Source organism: Sodalis sp. RH22, from assembly GCF_047324165.1.
Classification (GTDB): domain Bacteria; phylum Pseudomonadota; class Gammaproteobacteria; order Enterobacterales; family Enterobacteriaceae; genus Acerihabitans.
The window spans coordinates 2,047,267-2,065,862 of the sequence record NZ_CP178731.1; the positions used below are offsets into that span (position 1 = coordinate 2,047,267).

General features: G+C 56.6%; 18 protein-coding genes and 1 pseudogene. 10 read left to right on the top strand and 9 right to left on the bottom strand.

The annotated features are described in order from the left end of the window. Window position 1: 1 nt before the first annotated feature. Window positions 2-280, bottom strand: coding sequence for an acylphosphatase (yccX, locus tag ACL2XN_RS09335; protein WP_413730961.1), 279 nt, complete (start codon window positions 278-280; stop codon window positions 2-4). A gap of 89 nt (window positions 281-369) precedes the next feature. Here yccX and rlmI point away from each other — a divergent pair, with 89 nt between their 5' ends. Then, window positions 370-1,560 carry a 23S rRNA (cytosine(1962)-C(5))-methyltransferase RlmI gene (gene rlmI / locus ACL2XN_RS09340; RefSeq protein ID WP_413728811.1) on the top strand — a complete coding sequence of 397 codons (1,191 nt, stop codon included), beginning with the start codon at window positions 370-372 and terminating at the stop codon, window positions 1,558-1,560. A gap of 160 nt (window positions 1,561-1,720) precedes the next feature. After that, window positions 1,721-2,038 (top strand): heat shock protein HspQ, encoded by a 318-nt coding sequence (hspQ, locus tag ACL2XN_RS09345; RefSeq protein WP_162364646.1) that lies wholly within the window; start codon window positions 1,721-1,723, stop codon window positions 2,036-2,038. Window positions 2,039-2,146: 108 nt separating this feature from the next. Here hspQ and ACL2XN_RS09350 read toward each other — a convergent pair whose 3' ends face one another. After that, window positions 2,147-2,560: a CoA-binding protein gene (locus ACL2XN_RS09350; protein ID WP_413730708.1), complete on the bottom strand. Its 414-nt coding sequence runs from the start codon at window positions 2,558-2,560 to the stop codon at window positions 2,147-2,149. Between the two features lie 177 nt (window positions 2,561-2,737). Between ACL2XN_RS09350 and ACL2XN_RS09355 the strand changes: the two genes are divergently transcribed. Continuing rightward, window positions 2,738-3,220: a DUF2057 family protein gene (locus ACL2XN_RS09355; protein WP_413730709.1), complete on the top strand. Its 483-nt coding sequence runs from the start codon at window positions 2,738-2,740 to the stop codon at window positions 3,218-3,220. A 179-nt stretch (window positions 3,221-3,399) separates the two neighbouring features. Beyond that, the gene (locus ACL2XN_RS09360; protein WP_410015869.1) at window positions 3,400-3,858 is read left to right on the top strand and encodes a methylglyoxal synthase; all 459 of its coding nucleotides are present in this window, start codon (window positions 3,400-3,402) and stop codon (window positions 3,856-3,858) included. A gap of 47 nt (window positions 3,859-3,905) precedes the next feature. On the opposite strand, the gene helD is transcribed toward ACL2XN_RS09360, so the two are convergent. Next, a complete protein-coding gene (gene helD, locus ACL2XN_RS09365) occupies window positions 3,906-5,960 on the bottom strand; it encodes a DNA helicase IV (RefSeq protein WP_413730710.1) in 2,055 nt (684 codons plus the stop codon). A gap of 157 nt (window positions 5,961-6,117) precedes the next feature. On the opposite strand from helD, the gene ACL2XN_RS09370 reads away from it, so the two are divergent. Then, the gene (locus ACL2XN_RS09370) at window positions 6,118-6,564 is read left to right on the top strand and encodes a YccF domain-containing protein (RefSeq protein ID WP_410015871.1); all 447 of its coding nucleotides are present in this window, start codon (window positions 6,118-6,120) and stop codon (window positions 6,562-6,564) included. 32 nt (window positions 6,565-6,596) lie between these two features. Further along, the gene (gene yccS / locus ACL2XN_RS09375; protein WP_413730711.1) at window positions 6,597-8,717 is read left to right on the top strand and encodes a YccS family putative transporter; all 2,121 of its coding nucleotides are present in this window, start codon (window positions 6,597-6,599) and stop codon (window positions 8,715-8,717) included. 43 nt (window positions 8,718-8,760) lie between these two features. Here the strand turns inward: yccS and ACL2XN_RS09380 are convergent, their stop codons facing one another. After that, window positions 8,761-9,366, bottom strand: a complete 606-nt coding sequence (locus tag ACL2XN_RS09380) for a TfoX/Sxy family DNA transformation protein (protein ID WP_410015873.1) — start codon at window positions 9,364-9,366, stop codon at window positions 8,761-8,763. Between the two features lie 209 nt (window positions 9,367-9,575). Here ACL2XN_RS09380 and sulA point away from each other — a divergent pair, with 209 nt between their 5' ends. Together sulA and ompA are read left to right on the top strand one after the other, a co-directional pair. Further along, window positions 9,576-10,082, top strand: a complete 507-nt coding sequence (sulA, locus tag ACL2XN_RS09385) for an SOS-induced cell division inhibitor SulA (protein WP_410015874.1) — start codon at window positions 9,576-9,578, stop codon at window positions 10,080-10,082. A gap of 351 nt (window positions 10,083-10,433) precedes the next feature. Continuing rightward, window positions 10,434-11,516, top strand: coding sequence for a porin OmpA (gene ompA, locus ACL2XN_RS09390; protein ID WP_410016588.1), 1,083 nt, complete (start codon window positions 10,434-10,436; stop codon window positions 11,514-11,516). A 70-nt stretch (window positions 11,517-11,586) separates the two neighbouring features. Here ompA and matP read toward each other — a convergent pair whose 3' ends face one another. Then, window positions 11,587-12,042, bottom strand: a complete 456-nt coding sequence (matP, locus tag ACL2XN_RS09395) for a macrodomain Ter protein MatP (protein ID WP_410015875.1) — start codon at window positions 12,040-12,042, stop codon at window positions 11,587-11,589. Window positions 12,043-12,251: 209 nt separating this feature from the next. Between matP and ACL2XN_RS09400 the strand changes: the two genes are divergently transcribed. Both ACL2XN_RS09400 and fabA read left to right on the top strand, forming a co-directional pair. Continuing rightward, window positions 12,252-14,003 carry an AAA family ATPase gene (locus ACL2XN_RS09400; protein ID WP_413722402.1) on the top strand — a complete coding sequence of 584 codons (1,752 nt, stop codon included), beginning with the start codon at window positions 12,252-12,254 and terminating at the stop codon, window positions 14,001-14,003. A gap of 64 nt (window positions 14,004-14,067) precedes the next feature. After that, on the top strand, window positions 14,068-14,586 hold the full coding sequence (gene fabA / locus ACL2XN_RS09405; RefSeq protein ID WP_410015877.1) for a bifunctional 3-hydroxydecanoyl-ACP dehydratase/trans-2-decenoyl-ACP isomerase: 519 nt from the start codon (window positions 14,068-14,070) through the stop codon (window positions 14,584-14,586). Between the two features lie 58 nt (window positions 14,587-14,644). Here fabA and rmf read toward each other — a convergent pair whose 3' ends face one another. The 4 genes and pseudogenes from rmf to pqiA all read right to left on the bottom strand — a co-directional run bounded on the left by rmf (window position 14,645) and on the right by pqiA (window position 18,546). Beyond that, on the bottom strand, window positions 14,645-14,812 hold the full coding sequence (gene rmf, locus ACL2XN_RS09410) for a ribosome modulation factor (protein ID WP_162364658.1): 168 nt from the start codon (window positions 14,810-14,812) through the stop codon (window positions 14,645-14,647). 266 nt (window positions 14,813-15,078) lie between these two features. Continuing rightward, entirely contained in the window at window positions 15,079-15,648 is a 570-nt protein-coding gene (gene pqiC / locus ACL2XN_RS09415; RefSeq protein ID WP_410016589.1) for a membrane integrity-associated transporter subunit PqiC, read from the bottom strand. After that, window positions 15,648-17,288 (bottom strand): annotated as a pseudogene (gene pqiB, locus ACL2XN_RS09420) (intermembrane transport protein PqiB). Before pqiB ends, pqiC begins: the two are co-directional and overlap by 1 nt. Continuing rightward, the gene (pqiA, locus tag ACL2XN_RS09425; RefSeq protein WP_410015879.1) at window positions 17,275-18,546 is read right to left on the bottom strand and encodes a membrane integrity-associated transporter subunit PqiA; all 1,272 of its coding nucleotides are present in this window, start codon (window positions 18,544-18,546) and stop codon (window positions 17,275-17,277) included. Before pqiA ends, pqiB begins: the two are co-directional and overlap by 14 nt. Window positions 18,547-18,596: the final 50 nt, after the last annotated feature.

Here is an 18,596-nt window from a genome sequence, read left to right on the forward strand (position 1 = left end):
ATCAATGACGGATTTGGAATCCGTTAAAATCGGCGGCGTTTTTCGGCTCGGTCAGGATACGCTCGATCTGCGCGCCGCGCGGCCCTCCCTGTTTTAACCACGCCAGCAGTTTTTCCACCTGCGCCGGTTCACCGCAGACCATGACTTCGACGCCGCCGTCGTCCTGATTGCGGGCATAACCCGAGAGACCCAGTTGTCTTGCCTGATGCTGGGTTGAGTAGCGAAACCCTACGCCCTGCACTACACCATAGACGTAAACGGCGGTACATACCTTGTCCATCATTTCCCCCTCGCGTCGGCTAATGTTTGCAATTGACTGCGCTTATTCGCAAAATGGCGCTCCATTTCTCAGGTTTAGTATACCTTATGATGACAAAACGTCTTTTCCTGGCCAAAGGCCGTGAAAAATCACTGCTCCGCCGCCACCCCTGGATTTTCTCCGGCGCCGTCCACCGCCTGGAAGGCAAACCCCAGTCTGGCGAAACCATCGATATCTGTGATGATAAGGGCAACTGGCTGGCCCGGGCGGCGTACTCGCCATCCTCGCAAATCCGCGCCCGCGTCTGGACGTTTGTCGCCGACGAAGAAATCGATGTCGAGTTTTTTGTCCGCCGCCTGAATGTTGCCCAGGATTTTCGCACCAGGCTGGCCGCCAGGGATGGGCTGGATGCTTATCGGCTGATAGCCGGCGAATCCGACGGCCTGCCGGGCATTACTATCGATCGCTACGGCCGTTTTTTTGTCTTGCAGCTGCTGTCGGCCGGCGCGGAGTATCACCGGCCGACGCTGACGCTGGCGCTGCAACGTTGTTACCCCGATTGCGCTATTTACGATCGTTCCGATGTCTCGGTACGGAAAAAAGAGGGCCTCGAATTAGCCAGCGGGGTGATTGTCGGCGAGACACCGCCGGAACTGTTGGCCATTAGCGAGCATGATATGGCGATCCTGGTGGATATCACGCAGGGACATAAAACCGGTTTTTATCTTGATCAGCGTGATAGCCGCCTGGCCGCACGTAAATATGCCGCCGGCCGGCGGGTATTAAATTGTTTTTCCTATACCGGGGCCTTTTCGGTGTCGGTACTGCTGGGGGACTGCCTGCAGGTCACCAGCGTCGATACGTCCCAACACGTGCTGGATATCGCTAAAAGCAATATTGAACTCAACCATCTTGATGTGGATAAAGCCGAATTTGTCCGTGAAGATGTGTTTCAGCTGCTGCGTAAATATCGCGAGGAGGGACGGCAATTCGATATGATCATCATGGACCCGCCCAAATTCGTTGAAAATAAAAACCAGCTGGCCAGCGCCTGTCGCGGTTATAAAGATATTAATATGCTGGCTATGCAATTACTGGCGCCGGAAGGCATTTTATTAACCTTTTCCTGTTCCGGCCTGATGACCACCGATCTGTTCCAGAAAATCATCGCCGACGCCGCGCTGGATGCCCACCGGGATATGCAGTTTATCGAGCAGTTTCGCCAGGCGGCCGACCATCCGGTCATGGCGCCCTACCCTGAAGGACTCTATTTGAAAGGATTTGCCTGTCGCGTCATTTGATGGCGTTAGCGCGTCCCCCCTTGAAATCGCCCACTTATCCCCCATATTTAAGATAAGGCGGTATTTAGGCACTTACCATGACGCCATACCGGGCGCATTTCGCGGCATTGTTGAGAACGCTACACTATGCCGCGCAGGTACTACATCGCGGGGGATTGATATGATAGCCAGCAAATTTGGAATCGGACAACAGGTTCGTCATAAGTTATTGGGATATTTAGGCGTTGTCATCGATGTCGATCCTGAATACTCATTGGAAAAACCTTCTCTGGATGAAATTGCGGCTGACGATAAGCTGCGTTCCGCGCCCTGGTACCATGTGGTTATGGAGGACGAGGAAGGAAAGCCGGTCCATACCTACCTGGCTGAAATCCAGTTGGGGTACGAGGCGACGCCGGTACATCCCGAACAGCCCACCCTGGACGATCTGGCGGAATCTATCCGCCAACAGCTCCAGGCGCCCCGGCTGAGAAACTGACCCAGCGGCTTGCGGCGGGCCCCGCCCGCCGTTGCCGCAGTCAGCCCCTTACAGGCAGTGCTGCGCTGCAAGCAGCCGCACAATCCATGGCGCTGAAAAAACCGGTGTCTATTTTGTCAATCCCAGGCGCGGGATTTCAATTTTCGGGCAGCGATCCATCACCACCTTCATGCCGACATTCTTCGCCAGCACCGCCGCCTGCTCGTTAATCACGCCCAATTGCATCCAGAGTACCTTGGCGTCAATGGCGATGGCTTCCTGGGTCAGATCATAGACCGCTTCCGAACGCCGGAACACATCCACCATATCCACCTTGACCGGAATCTCCGCCAGGCTGCCGAAGACCTTTTGGCCCAGGATTTCCCCGCCGGCAAGCGCCGGGTTAACCGGGAACACCTGATATCCCTGCTGGAGTAAATACGCCATGACGCCGTGGCTGGCCCGGGCGGGATTATCACTGGCGCCCACCAAGGCAATAGTCTTTACAGAAGTCAGAATATCGGCAATATCACTATCGGTCATGAGGCTTCTCCGGTTGCATTTATTGAGTTAAGTGTATACCAAGGCACAAAAATCTTGATAAAACGAACCGGTATAATGATTTCAAAATAAAATTATTTGTGACTAAATGATACAAAAACATTATTATCTGCTAATCAGTTCCGCTTCATGAAGCCAGCGCTGTAGTAAGGAGAGAGAATGCGTTTCCTGATCGCCCTCGTTCTCGGGATCGGCCTGTTTGCCGTTTTCCCGGTCCTGGCGACGACGCTGCGTTTGCCCGCGGAGATTGAGTTATTGATTGTCGACGGCGCGCCCATTGGCAGCACGCTGCTGCGGGGCGCCGACAGCCTGGAGCTGGCGCGGGGCCGCCATCAACTGGTGCTCACCGTCAGCGACCGGGGGTCTGCGGCCACGGCAAGCCGGCATGCCTATACCTCACCTTATATTGTTGTCCAGTTCCACACCCGCAATGCCCGGCAATTAACCTTCCAACTGCCGCCCCTGGCCACACCCGAGCAACGCGACCGTTTCAGCCGCCAGCCGCTAATGCGGCTGATTGATCAGAACGGTGACGCCATCGATACCACGTTCAGCCGGCTTATCGCCGATCGGGAGGCATTGCTGGACGCCCTGCGTGGTTACAATCTTAACCGGGAGCCGCAGCCGGACGCGTCCCCGTAGCACCATTGGCGCTAACCGCGGATAAGGTTGTCTTCCCCTGGCCCCGGGCGCGCCCAAGGCCGGTCCGGCACGATATATCCGGGCCGGGGTTTATTTTATCGTAATGCCGGTTTACCGCTTTGCAGTGAAACGGAGTTTCAGTAGTCTATAGACAGACTATTCTATTGAAGGGACAGGAAATGGAGTCAATTAACCGCACCATCGCCGTACGTAAGCATATTGCGTTGGTGGCGCACGATCACTGTAAACAGTCGCTGCTGAACTGGGTGGAAATCAATAAGGATCTGCTGGCGCAGCATATTCTTTACGCTACGGGGACCACCGGCAACCTGGTGCAGCGCAACACCGGCCTGCCGGTGCACAGTATGCTCAGCGGCCCAATGGGGGGCGACCAGCAAGTGGGCGCGCTGATTTCGGAAGGGAAAATCGATGTGCTGATCTTTTTCTGGGACCCGCTGAACGCCGTGCCCCACGACCCGGACGTTAAAGCGCTGCTGCGCCTGGCCACGGTGTGGAATATCCCGGTCGCCACCAACCGCTCCACCGCCGACCTGCTTATCAGCTCGGCACTCTTCAGCGGGGAAATCACTATTGAGATCCCGGATTACCAGCGTTACCTGACGGAACGTTTACAATAAGGCACGGGCCAGGGCCATCCCCCAGCCGGGCGGCCCTGGCCCCACGGTTAGGGTTTTTTGGCCTTCGGCACGCCCAGGCGCGCCAGCTCATCGATAAAGGGCGACGGATGTTCATTATCCGCCAGCAGCCATACTTGCTCTTTTGCCCGGGTCAGGGCGACATATAACAGGCGGCGTTCCTCGGCGTCGGGAAAATCTTCCGGCAGCGGCAACAGCGCCTGTTCAATCACCGATTCCCGCGCCGGCGCGGGGAAGCCGTCCTTACCTTGCGCCAATCCCAGGATAATCACATACTGCGCCTGCTGCCCTTTGCTGCCGTGGATGGTCATGAAATCAAGATTCAGCGTCGGCCAGCGGGTGGCGGCTTTATCCAGCTGCGCCGGGCGCAGATAGTGGTAACGGGCCAGCACCAGGATCCGCTCATCGGGGCGCGCGTAGCCGCTGAGCTTGTCCAGCAGCGCATCCAGGGCGTCGCCCGGCAGAATCATCACCGATTTTTTGGTCCCCTTGGCAAGGCTGTTAAGCGGTTTTTTCAACTGATGGGGATTTTGCAGCACAAACGCATTGGCCACTTCGCCAATACGTTGGTTAAAACGGTAGGTCATATCCAGCGCGCACAGCGCGCCTGCGCCAAAGCGCTCGCCAAAGGACGTGGTCAGGGCAAGCTCGGCGCCGCTGAACCGATAGATGGACTGCCAGTCGTCGCCGACGGCAAACAGGGACGTCCTGCGGTTTTGCTGATACAGCGCGTCCAGCAGTCGCGCGCGCTGGGGCGAGATATCCTGGTACTCATCCACCAGGATATGTTTCCAGGGACTGATAAAGCGGCCTTTTTGCAAAATATCCACCGCCTGGTGTATCAGGCCGGAAAAATCAACCGCGCCCTCGTCCTTGAGCGCCTGCTTCCAGGCCTTTAACAGCGGCGCCAGCAGCCGGACACGTTTGGTAAACAGATCGCGGATCTCTTCCGGCGCCTGTTCAATCATTTGCGCCTGGCTGCCGCCGTGCATGCGCAACAAGCCTATCCAGCGCTCTATCCGCACCGCCAGGCGCTGGGCCAGGCGCTCATCGTGCCAAAAATCGTCCGCGGGAATTTCCCAACCGAGTTCATCGGCGATCCATTGCCGCCATCCTTTCGCCTGCGCCTTATTCTGCGCGCACTGTTCACGCCAATGGGCGACCAGTAATTTGCGCCGCGCCAGGGTATCGGTTTCCAATGCGCTTACCACCGGGGCCTTTTTACTGCCCTGGCGGATGATAAACAACGCCAGGGCATGGAAAGTCCAGGCCTTGACCCCGTCAACCTGCAATCGCGACCGGATGCGCTCGTCCATTTCCCGCGCCGCCTGCCGGCCGAATGCCAGCATCAGGATCTGTTCCGGCAACGCTTCTTGACGCCGCAACAGCCAACCGGCGCGCGCCACCAGCACCGAGGTTTTGCCGCTGCCCGCCCCTGCCAATACCAATAACGCGTTTTCGCCATTGATGACGGCGCGGCTTTGGGCAAGGTTCAGCGGCGAGCTTTCCACGGTATTGAAAAAATCCTGATGCGCTATCAGCATTTTTTCGCTCCACTGCTGGTTGCGCTGCGCCACCATTGCCGGCCCCTGCTCCAGCCACGCCAGACAGCGGTGATAAGACGCGCGGCAGGGTTCGAACTCATCCAGGCGCGTTACCGGCAGCGGCAACGCGGCGAAGGCTTCACGAATACTTTCCTGCAAAGCCGCCAGTTGATGCAGCGCAAACCAGCTGTCCCGGGAGGTCGCCTGCTCGATGGCGGTGATCTGCTGATGCAGGACGGTGGCGCAGATGCCGCTCATCTCGCGGCTCCATTCCTGCCAGGCCTTCTGCAGATAATGGTGAAAGCGCTGCGTCTCCTGCCATTCGGTGCCATGCAGGCGCACCACCTTGTCCTGCGGCAGCACAAACTCCAGTTCTCCCCAGACGATACCCCGCTTGCAATGGATGGCGACGATTTGGTTGAAAGGAATCAGGTATTGATGCTTATCGCCGCTGACCTCGACGCCGGCATGGAGCAGCCGCACCCGGTTGTAGGGATGCTGGGCGAGGTGCTTGCCGAACGAGGTGGATTTCAGTTCCATAAAGGTATGCCCGGGTTCCGTATCGTTTATGCGTCGGGACGTAGTGTACCCATTTTAACTTGTTCTGCTCCAGCCTGGAAATCAGGGTAGAATAACCGTTATCCTGTCGGGATAAACGGTTTTAATAACAGAATTGTGAATTGACACTTTGGGGACTATGCGTACTTTACTTAATATTCTGAACTTTGTTTTAGGTGGTTTTTTTACCACGCTGGCGTGGCTTCTGGCCACCGTGCTCAGCGTGGTGCTGATCTTCAGCTTGCCTTTTACCCGCTCCTGCTGGGAGATAACCAAACTCTCCCTGCTGCCTTTCGGCAATACCGCCGTGCATGTGGATGAACTTTACCCGGAAAACCGCAGCGCGGTACTGTCATCGGGCGGCACGCTGCTTAACGTGGTGTGGTTTGTCCTGTTCGGCTGGTGGTTGTGCCTGTCGCATATTCTTACCGGCATTGCGCAATGCCTGACGATTATCGGCATTCCCCCGGGCATCGCCAATTTTAAGCTGGCCGTTATCGCCCTATGGCCGGTGGGACGCCGTGTGGTTCCCGTCGAGCTTGCTGAGCAGTTGCGTGCGCATCCGGACCGCCGTTTCTACCGTTGAAGCCATCATAAGGATAGAGTGTGGGATACAGTGTGCTGACATTTGCACCGGGCTTGCGGCGTTTTGCCTTCAGCAGCCGCTGGCGCTACAACCTGCGGATTTTTATTGCGTTGAGCGGCGCGGCGGCGCTGCCGTGGTGGCTGGATATGGCCACGCTCACCATTCCCCTTACCCTTGGCGTGGTTGCCGCGGCGCTGGCGGATCTCGACGATCGCCTAAGCGGCCGGCTGCGCAATCTGCTTATCACCCTGGTGAGTTTTTTCATCGCCGCGGTATCGATTGAACTGTTGTTTCCTTATCCCTGGCTATTCGGTATCGGCCTGGCCGGCTCCACCTGCGGTTTTATTCTTTTGGGCGCACTCGGACAGCGTTACGCCACCATCGCGTTCGGCGCGCTCTTGATCGCCGTGTATACCATGTTGGGGGCCGCCATGTACCAGACTTGGTATCTGCAGCCGGCGTTACTGCTGACGGGCGCCATCTGGTACAACCTGCTGACCTTGTTCGGCCATCTGCTGTTTCCCATCCGGCCATTGCAGGATAACCTGGCCCGTTGTTATAGCCACCTGGCGCACTATCTTGATGCCAAGGCCAACCTGTTCGACCCGGATACCGAAGACGACGACGACGACGCGCTTATCGAGGTGGCGATGGCGAACGGCAATCTGGTGCAGGCGCTGAATCAAACCAAAGCGTCGCTGCTGACCCGGCTGCGCGGCGATCGCGGCCAGCGCGGCACCCGCCGTACGCTGCATTATTATTTTGTGGCCCAGGATATTCATGAACGGGCCAGTTCGTCCCATGTGCAATACCGGCAATTGCGCGAACAGCTGCGTTACAGCGACGTGCTATTCCGCTTCCAGCGGCTGCTGGCGATGCAGGCGCGCGCCTGCGAAGCCCTATCACAATCGATCCTGCTGCACCAGACCTACCAGCACGACAGCCGTTTCGAACGCGCCTTCAGTCATCTGGATGCCGCTATCGGCCGTGTCGTGGCGCCCAGCCAGATAAAAGCGCTGAAACATCTGCTGAACAACCTGCGCGCTATCGACGCGCAGTTGTCCACCATTGAGTCGGAACAGGCGGTTGCCCGCAACAGCCCGGAAGAGAACAATCTGGCCGACGATAAGCTGACCGGCTGGAGCGATATCCGCATGCGCATCAGCCGCAACCTGAGCCCGGACTCGGCGCTGTTTCGCCATGCCGTGCGCATGTCGCTGGTGCTGTGCGTCGGTTATGCCTTTATCCAGCTCAGCGGGATGCGTTACGGCTATTGGATCCTGCTGACCAGCCTGTTCGTCTGCCAACCCAACTACCAGGCGACGCGTCGCCGGCTGGCGTTAAGGATAATCGGCACGCTGGCGGGTATCCTTATCGGCCTGCCGATCCTCTATTTTGTCCCGTCCATCGAAGGTCAACTGATCCTGATCGTGGTCAGCGGTACGCTGTTTTTTGCCTTTCGCAACGTGCAATATGCCCAGGCGACCATGTTTATCACCCTGCTGGTGATGCTGTGTTTTAACCTGCTGGGCGAGGGATTCGATGTGGCGGTGCCGCGGGTGTTCGACACCTTTGTCGGCTGCGCCATCGCCTGGGCCGCGGTCAGCTTTATCTGGCCGGACTGGCGTTTTCGCCGCCTGCCGGTGGTGGTGAACAACAGCCTCGCGGCCAACTGCCGCTACCTTGACGCCATTCTGGTGCAGTATCATCAGGGCAGGGATAACCGCCTGGAATACCGCGTAGCGCGGCGGGATGCCCATAACCGCGACGCGGAGCTGGCCTCGGTGGTATCCAATATGGCGGCGGAGCCGAGAACCCGCAGCGAGCTGCTGGAGTCGGCGTTTCGCCTGTTGTGCCTGAATCACACCCTGCTGAGCTACATCTCGACGCTTGGCGCGCACCGGGAGCGCATTGTTGACCCGGCGCTGATGGCGGTGCTGGACGATGCCGTCTGTTATGTGGACGACGCGCTGCAATGCCAGGAGCATTTCGCGCAGCGGGTGGAACAGGAACGGGAACGGCTTATCGCGCGCATCCAGCGGCTGTTGCCGGACCCGGAAGCCAGGGAACAGCTGGTTTTGCAGCAAATCAGCCTGTTGCTTGATTTGCTGCCGGAACTGATTGAGCGTAAACAGCACATAGAAAAACAGTGATAGCGCCGCATGCCGCCGCCGGGCGGCATGCATTAACCGGCTGCTAGCGGCAGGGGAGCCGTGAAAACCAGTCCAGAAGCTCGCTGCGCTGGACCTGGGGCAACGCGGCATAGTGGCGCCCGGACAATGCCCCTTCCAGCGCGAGCAGCACGGTGACGCCCAGGTTCCGCTTGATTTTACGCAGTTTCAAATAGCTGCTTTTGGCGCCGTAATAGCGCAAGGCATCGATATCCCTGATACCGGCCTTCCATAACAGGCGCTCGATACCCTGCCCGATATTGGGCAAATCCTTTAACCGCAAGCTGGCCGCCTTGATGCGCGTTTCCTGCCTGGCCTCGTCGATGGCGCGGCGCGCCAGGTCCAGCAGCGTGTGTACGTCTTCCCACAGGCGTTCATCGACGTGATAATAGTTAAGCGCCACCGGCAGGCCCCGTTTGGTATAAATCAGCCGGCTCATTCCCTGCCCGAGGTAGATATGCTCGCTTTGCCGGGTGCCGCGCAGGTACAGTTCGCCGTCCAGAATCAGGCCGAACATGATTTTATCGGCGGCGATGCTGTACCCGCCGAACTGTGAACGGGTGGAAATATCACCCAAGGGAGAAAAGCAGTTTTTAGCCTGTGCAATGCGGCATTTATGTAGTACTTCCATGAACTTCTCCTTGTTGTGGACCGCGAGATTCCTTACTCAAAATTCGCAACAGCCCATAAAAATACGGTATTTTCCCAGCGGTTTTCAACTTAATCTCGGCGCGACGATCATTAAGTGGCAATTCTGCGAAGGTCATTAAATTTTTGATTGATTTTCGCGCCAAACCTCTATACTGTGTTTTTATACAGTGACACAGGGGCGGACACAAAATGCAGACTCAATACCATGCCAATTCTTCTCGGACGCAGCCAAGCCAGGGTGAACAGCCGATCGACAGCACGACGGCCCGTCCGGAGCAGGGTTTTATCAGCGAAGTGGTTTATTTCGAGGATCAGCCGGTTGTGGGGAATATTCTGTTGCCGTTGCTGCGTCTGCTGGGCACGCAGTCGCGCTGGCTGCTCTGGCTTACGTCGTCTCGCAGATTGAGCCGCCCCTGGCTTGAACAGTCGGGCCTGCCCCTGGAAAAAATGGTGCAGTTGCGCCATCGCACCGCGTTCGATACCGTCGCCGCCATGGAGAAAGCACTCTGGACGGGGAATTACAGCGTCATTTTGGGCTGGTTTCCGACGGAATTGACGGCGGATGAGAAAATTCGCCTGCGTGACGCAGCGCAGCATGGCGGCACTTATGGGTTCATCATGTACCCGCAAAATGAGGTTTGCCGGAAATCTGGACAGTTTTCAGGCTTAAAGATTCATTCTACTTTGTATCATTAAGTAAATTTAAGATTAATCTCATTAGGGGCGTCGCATCTTGTGATTTCCGCCCCTGTAACTCAGAACAATCCAGTATATACGCGGTTCCCCGCCCGCAACGGCGCCTAAAGCGATATCACTTTTTTCGTCCCTATCATCAATAAAGCCTATATGAAACGCTGTTTTTTATTAGCGGCTTACTACATCTTACTTGTAAGTTTCCTACTTCGTTGTAGACTTTAATTCGCCAGGGCTGCTCTATAACGCCTTTTAAGGGCGATGTACAAACCCAGAGCATGGACACTGGCAATGGAATATTTAAATTAGCTTTAAGAGCTCATTGCCTATTTGGATGATAACGAGGCGCAAAAAATGAAAAAGACAGCTATCGCACTTGCAGTGGCACTGGCGGGTTTCGCGACCGTAGCGCAAGCCGCTCCGAAAGACAACACCTGGTACACCGGTGGTAAACTGGGCTGGTCCCAGTATCACGATACCGGGTTCTACGGTAACGGTTATGACAGCCGCATCGGCAATGGCCCAACCCGCAACGATCAAATCGGCGCAGGTGCTTTTGTTGGTTACCAGGCTAACCCTTACTTAGGGTTTGAACTGGGTTATGACTGGCTGGGTCGTATGGCCTATAAAGGCAGCGTTGATAACGGTGCATTTAAAGCCCAGGGCATTCAGTTGACCACTAAACTGAGCTACCCGCTTAACGATGACCTGGATATCTATACCCGTCTGGGTGGTATGGTATGGCGTGCTGACTCCAAAGCTAACTATGCTAATGGAGCCGGTGGTCGTCTGAGCGACAACGACACTGGCGTTTCTCCGTTGGCGGCTGCAGGTCTTGAATACGCAGTAACCAAAAACTGGGCAACCCGTCTGGAATACCAGTGGACCAACAATATCGGTGATGCCGGTACCGTTGGCGCCCGTCCTGACAATGCTCTCGTGAGCGTAGGTGTTTCCTACCGTTTCGGTCAAGATGAAGTTGCCGCTCCTGCACCGGCTCCTGCCGCTGCACCGGCTCCTGTTGTCCAGACCAAACACTTTACCCTGCGTTCCGACGTGCTGTTCGGCTTCAACAAATCTCAGTTGAAACCTGAAGGCCAGCAGGCTCTGGATCAGCTGTATTCCCAGCTGAGCTCGATGGATCCTAAAGACGGTTCTGTTGTCGTTCTGGGCTATACCGACCGTATCGGTTCTGAACAATACAACCAGAAACTGTCTCAGGCTCGTGCGCAAAGCGTAGTGACCTACCTGGTATCCAAGGGTATCCCTTCCGACAAGATTTCCGCACGTGGCATGGGCGAATCTAACCCCGTCACCGGCAATACTTGCGATAACGTGAAACCGCGTGCAGCATTGATCAACTGCCTGGCACCGGATCGTCGCGTAGAAATCGAAGTGAAAGGTATCAAAGAAGTGGTAACACAGCCGCAGGCTTAAGTGTTGTCAGCTTCATAAAAAAACCCCGCCTGGCGGGGTTTTTTATTGTCCGTCCCACCCTATTTCCCCGCTAGCCCTCTTCACCCAGGATGGCTTTCAAATCTTCTTTCAGGGAAGACATCTGCGTGGCGTATTTCTCTTTACGCTCGGCATCTTCCAGCAGGTTAACAATGGTTTCCGAGAGGGTTTTACCCCGCCGCTGCGCCAGGGCCGCCAACCGTTGCCATACCAGGTATTCCAGGTCGATGGATTTTTTGCGCGTGTGCTGATGCTCGGCGTTGAAATGACGTTTGCGTCTTGCCCGTATCGTCTGCTTCATCCGGTTGTCGAGCGCAGGATTCATATTCTCCCGGATCCAGAGAACGATGTTGTCCGGTTGATGCTCATAAAGCATCAAGGTGGCGACCGCTTCCTCCGCCGCGCTATTTTCTTCATGCCGGGTGATTCGTTCACCTTCACGATGTTTTTTTACCAGATAGGTCCATTTCCATCCGGTTTCCAGATTTTCAAGCTGCTGGTATTTCATATATCGCCCACCCGTGACCGTGTAACGTTAGACCGATAATAGCAGTTCCGCGCGTAAAATTTCTAACATTCGTTTCATTCCGCCTATTTTTTAATCATACACGGCGACAAGTTTCCCTGAATCGCCGATGAATGCAAGATGCGTGAGACTCGGAGAGGGGAATTCTTGTATAATCCCCGTTTCCCTGTTTAGCGACGTTACCGATTACCTTGACCATTAAACAATTAGAATGGAAATATTTAATTCCCGAGCTTTCGCCTTTCGAAGCGGTGTTTGCCCAACCCTCCCAGCCACTGCCAGCACCCATGGATGTGCTGCAGCCTCGTTTGATGGACGGCCTGACGCAATTTTGCCACTCCCGCTCGCCGAGCCGTTTTCTGCTGCTTACCGCGCAGGAAGATGAGGAATATTTCCAGTTAATCACCGAGACGGTTAAACAGCTGCTGCCCCAGGGCGAAAGCGTTATCGGCAGCCGGTATGTCATTACGGGTAATGGCGTGACAGTGCAGCCCGCTACCCGGCGCGACGATAATTTTGCCGGGCGCGCCAGGGGGCTGTACCAGCCCTGGATTGAACATGAGCAGTTATTCGGCTGCGTCAGGTGCTACCGCGACGTACTTGATCTGCAGCCGGGCAAGATGCATGAAGCCAATGGCGGGGTGCTGGTGCTGGGCGCCAAGGCCCTGGCCAGCCAGCCGTTAATGTGGCTGCGTCTCAAGCAGATGATATTGCAGCAGCGTTTCGACTGGCTGGCATTGGACGAAACCCGTCCGCTGCCGGTGTCCATACCGTCGATGCCGCTCGATCTGCGCCTGGTGATCATTGGCGATCGCGAGTCGCTGGCCGACCTGAACGATCTGGAACCCGATCTGACCAAACTGGCGTTGTATGCCGAATTTGAGTCCGACGTAAAGATCCTGGCGGCCGAGGATATGCAGAACTGGTGCGCCTACGTCAACAGCCTGCTGCGCACCCTGGCGCTGCCGCAGCTGACCCCTGACGCCTGGCCGGAAATGGTCAGGCAGGCGGTGCGCTACAGCGGCGATCAGTACCAACTGCCGCTTTGCCCGCATTGGCTGACCCGGCGTTTCAGGGAAGCGGTGCTGTATAGCGAGCAGGGAGCCATCACCGCCGAGGCCCTGTATAACAGCAACCGGACCCGGATCTGGCGTGAAAGTTATCTTACCGAGCGCATGCAGGATGAGATATCGGAAGGACAGATCATGGTTGAAACCGAGGGCGCCATGGTCGGCCAGGTCAATGCGCTGTCGGTGCTGGATTTCCCGGGCCATCCCCTGCCGTTTGGCGAGCCCTCGCGCATCAGCTGCGTAGTCCATCTCGGCGACGGCGAAATCAACGATGTTGAACGTAAGGCCGAGCTCGGCGGCAATCTTCATGCCAAAGGCATGATGATCATGCAGGCCTTCCTGATGGCGTCCCTGGAACTGGACCAGCAGTTGCCCTTCTCCGCGTCGCTGGTGTTTGAGCAATCCTACGGTGAAGTGGACGGCGACAGCGCGTCGCTGGCGGAATTGAGCGCCCTGATAAGCGCCCTGTCCGGCAAACCGATAGTGCAGCAGATTGCCGTTACCGGATCCGTGGATCAGTTTGGCCGCGTCCAGCCCATCGGCGGCGTGAATGAAAAAATCGAAGGTTTCTTTGCCCTGTGCGAGAGCCGCGGGCTTGATGGTTCGCACGGCGTGATTATTCCCGCCGCCAATGTGCGCCATCTGTGTCTGCACGAAGAATTGGTCGAAGCGGTGCGGAATGAGCAATTCCATATCTGGCCGGTGGAGACCATTGATGAGGCGTTGGAGTTGCTGACCGGGATCCCCTACGATCACGAGCAGAAGCCCAATCTGATTGCTTCAATACGCGAGCGCATCGCTTATATTAATCAGCACGAACGCCTGCGTTTACCCTGGGGATTCCGCTGGCTTAACTGGTTCAATCAGAGCTGATGGACTTGTCCCGGGTAAGGATGTTGGTTAATGTGCGTGATTCATTAATAAAGGTTTGGATAACATGGTAGATAAACGCGACTCATATACAAAAGAAGACCTGCTTGCCTGTAGCCGCGGGGAATTATTCGGTAAAGAAGGCCCGCCGCTTCCCGCGGGAAACATGCTGATGATGGACCGCGTGGTTAAAATGACCGAAGACGGCGGCAGCCATAATAAAGGTTACGTCGAAGCAGAATTGGATATCCATCCCGATATGTGGTTCTTCGGTTGCCATTTTATCGGCGACCCGGTGATGCCCGGCTGCCTGGGGCTCGACGCCATGTGGCAGTTGGTGGGATTTTACCTCGGCTGGCTGGGCGGTGAAGGCAAAGGCCGCGCCTTAGGCGTGGGCGAAGTGAAATTTACCGGCCAGGTGCTGCCCAGCGCTAAGCGGGTCACTTATCGTATTCATTTCCGTCGGGTAGTGAACCGTCGCCTGGTGATGGGTCTTGCGGATGGCGAGCTGCTGTGCGATGGTCAGGTTATATACACCGCAAGCGATTTGAAAGTCGGTCTGTTTAAAGATACCGGCGCATTCTAAGCGCCTGGATATGAAACCTCCGCGAAAGCGGAGGTCAATTCCTTTGCTGACAAGTGGCTTACAACGTCACCGACCTGTCCTCCATGGCTTTTCGCCAACCTCCCAACCAGTGAGACCGTGCATCCAGGGACTGAAAAGGACATATCTCACTTGAGCGTCCGGATAATCCCGCTTGATAACCACGTGAATGTGCGCGTTCAAGGCGATCTCGTTTTTGTCTCTTCATGCCGTGTTTCCCTCATCTTGTTTGGTGGAAAGAAAACGGTAATCACATTTCTGCAATTACCCTTTATCTTTAGCGATAAAAGAGTAAGAAATCAACGCAGCATTTCACAAAAGCGTCATACCAAAAATGCATAATGGGCACATTTTGCCTAAAAGGTTGGCGGTTACAGGCAGCTTAAGCTACTGAAAACCGGCTGAACTGCGCGCCTGGAGAGTTAAGGAATCTTAACCTGCCGAGGCGCGTTTTGGTTTTAGAACGTTTTGTTATTAAGGCAGCCGGGAAATTTGTGCGGCCGCTTCCTGGCCGATTTGCTGCCAGCCCTGCGCCAAGGTCCTGACCAGGGCGTCATAGCCGTCCTGGTCCTGTTTCAGCGTCAGGATGAACGGGTGGCGGGTCACCTGGCTATTATGCGTCAATACCCACTCGCCCTGAATAACCGCCCGCCCGTCGTAACGGCCGTGAAAACCGGTGACGTTGAATTCCAGCGTATCCTGATCTCCCTGCCCCTGGCTTGCGGACACCAGCACGCCGGGAAGCCGATTGCTTAAATGGGCGATCATGGTTTGCTGCAATTGCTGCTCCAACGGACTGGCCCACAGGTTATTGCTGGCGGTGACGTAACGCACGTCGCTTTGCTGGTAGACTACGCCGCTGCCGGCCAGATAATCCGACACGTTAACCCGGGAGAGCCATATATGCCGCGTGACGCCGGCGGACGGCAGTCCCTGCCCGGCGTTGTCCTGGGCCGCGACCGGCAGTTGGTAATAATGCTTGTCGCTGTTGCCGCCGCAGGCGGCCAGCAATAACGCCAGCGCCAGCAGAATCCCTTTTCTCATCATTTCGCCCTCTTCGGCTTCGGATCTTTGCCGCTATCGGCCTCGAACACCAGCGCGTTGCTCTTGTTGTTCAGCGTGCGCAATACCGGCTGCAGTTCCCGCAGAACCTGATCGAGTCGTTGCATATTATCCACCATTTTATTGTAGGCCGGGGAACCGGGCTGGAACCCTCTCATGCTGCTGTTCAGTTCGCGCAAGGTACGCTGCATATCCTGCGGCAATTGCTGCATCTACTGGCTACCGGTAATCTGGTTCACCGATGTCAGCGTCTTTTGCAGCTCGCGCAGGGTACTCTGGCTTTGCGCCAGGGTACTGGTGGCTTCATTAATCATCGGGTTGAGCGGCAGGCTATTGATCTTATCAAGAGTCAGCATCAGCTTCTGCTGGATTTGCGCCAGGCCGCCGCTGGTGGTCGGCAGCACCGGATAGCCGTTAACGACTTTTTCGCCGTCCCAGGGCTTGGCCTGCGGATAAAAATCAAGATCGACGAACAGCGAGCCGGTCAGCAGGCTGGCGCTTTTTAACGAGGCGCGCAGCCCGTGCTCGCCGGCTTCCTTGATGCGGGAATTAATATCAAATTTGTCGCCCAGTTTGCCGGCCAGGCGGTCTGGTTCAATGCGGATCAGCACCGGTATCTGGTAATTATCATCGATAGCCTGCTTGATCGCCGTCTCAAGGAACGGCACCTGGGCGACGGTGCCCAGGCGGATGCCGCGAAACTCGACCGGCGCGCCAGGCTGCAGGCCGCGGACGGAATCATTGAAGAACAGCAGATAATCCTTATGCACCGTATACAGCGAATCCGAGATGCTGTTCTTATTATCAAACAGCTGGAAGGACTGGTGTTCAGTCGCGCGATCGCCCAGATCCCAGCCGGTGGGTACGTCAAAACTCACGCCGCCGCTGAACAGGGTGGTCAGCGACCCCATCTCCACCCGCATTCCCTGGGCGGACATATCAAAAGCCACGCCGCTGTCTTTCCAGAAACGCACATTGGTGGTTACCAGGCTGTCGTAGGGCGCGCTGATAAACAGCTGGTAGCGCATTTTGCGCTGTTGCGGATCGAAGTAGCTGGTTTGTACCGTGCCGACCCTGAAGCCGCGGAACAGCACCGGATCGCCGGCATTGAGCTGCCCGGACTGGTCGCTGTCGAGCTCGACGCGAATACCCTTGGCATCCGGCGAGGCCAGCGGCGGCGAGTCAAGCAGATTAAAGGTGTCGGCGTCCTCGGCGTTGGCGCCGGGCTGCAGCTGGATATAGGCCCCGGACAACAGGGTTCCCAGGCCGGAGATTCCCTCGCGGCCAATCTGTGGCTTGACGACCCAGAACGCGGAATCGCGGCGCAACAGCTTTTCCATGCCGTTATTGATGCGGGCTTTGATTTCCACCTGCTGCAGGTTATCGCTTAGCACCACGCTTTCCACCATGCCGACGTCGACGCTGCGGCTTTTAATGGCGGTTTTGCCGGCCTCGATACCTTCCGCGCTGGTGGTGGTCAGGGTAATGACCTTACCCTGGTGACTGAAGTGGTAATAGAGGATCCACGCGCCTATCAACACTGTCACGATCGGAATGATCCATACCGGCGACCAGCGCTTGATTTTCTCCACCTGGGCGACGTCGTACTTATTGTCCGTCAACGGAAGACTCCTTTTGGTTTTTACTTTCGGTCCGATCCCAGATAAGACGCGGGTCGAACATCTGCGCGGCAAACATGGTTATCATCACCACCATGGCAAATAACACCGCGCCGATGCCCGGTGTAATACTCATTAACTGCCCCATCCTCACCAGCCCGGACAGCACCGCGATCACAAAGACATCAATCATCGACCAGCGGCCGACAAATTCGACGATTTCATAGAGAAAATGCATCCGCTCGCTGTCGCGCCGGCCTCTGTCCGCGCGCGCATCCCAGCACAGCCAGGCCAGGGCGATCATTTTCAGGGTCGGCACCATGATACTGGCGATAAAAATCACCATCGCCACCGGATAGGAACCGTCATCCCACAAGATGATCACCCCGGCGATAATCGTCGAGTTAAGTTTGCTGCCCAAGCCTTCGGTTATCATGATCGGCAGGATATTGGCCGGGATATACAGCATGATGGAGGTCACCAGCAGCGCCATGGTCCACTGCAGGCTGTTATGCCGCCTGGCGTGCTCACGGGTACGGCAGCGCGGGCAGGTACGCTGTCCGGCGGGCAGGATCAGGGTGCAGCAGCTGCACGCGCGGATCCCCTGCGCCAGGCCGCCGACCCCCGGGCGCACCCTGGTCACCGGCGACACCGCCGGCATGATGTTATCCCATAGCCAACGCTGATCGATGCATTGGAATGCCCGCTGCTGCAGCAGGCAGAACAGGCAAAACGGCAGAAAGCTGATGCCTACGCCGATATCGCCGTAGGCCATCAGCTTGACAAAACTGACCAGCACGCCCGCCAGAAAAATTTCCGCCATGCCCCAGGCGCGCAGGGCGAACAGCGACTTGGCCAGGAAAGCCTTCAGACGAAACGACAGGGGAAACCCAAGGCATAGGAGGATGATGGCGACCATGCATACCGCGGGGATGAGCTGGACAAACAACAGGAACAGGCTGGCCAGGCTGGCGAAATGATCCGCCACCATGATCCCGGGGATTTGCGGCAGGGTAATCTGGCGTCCGATGCCCGACACCTTCATATTGACGAAAGGAAATAAATTGGCCAGCACCAGCATTATCAGCGCGCTGATGGCAAACATCACCGGCTGGAGGCGCGGGTTGGACCAGCGGCTTATCAGGGTATTGCCGCAGCGGGGACAGACGCCTTTCTGGCCGTCGGTCAATTCCGGCAGGGCCACCAGGAGATCGCAATGCGGACAAAGCACGTACTTAGGGTGATGGACGGCAGAACACATGCATTTCTCCTCATAGCACCGATGCCGTTTGGCGGCCCGATCGGGATTCC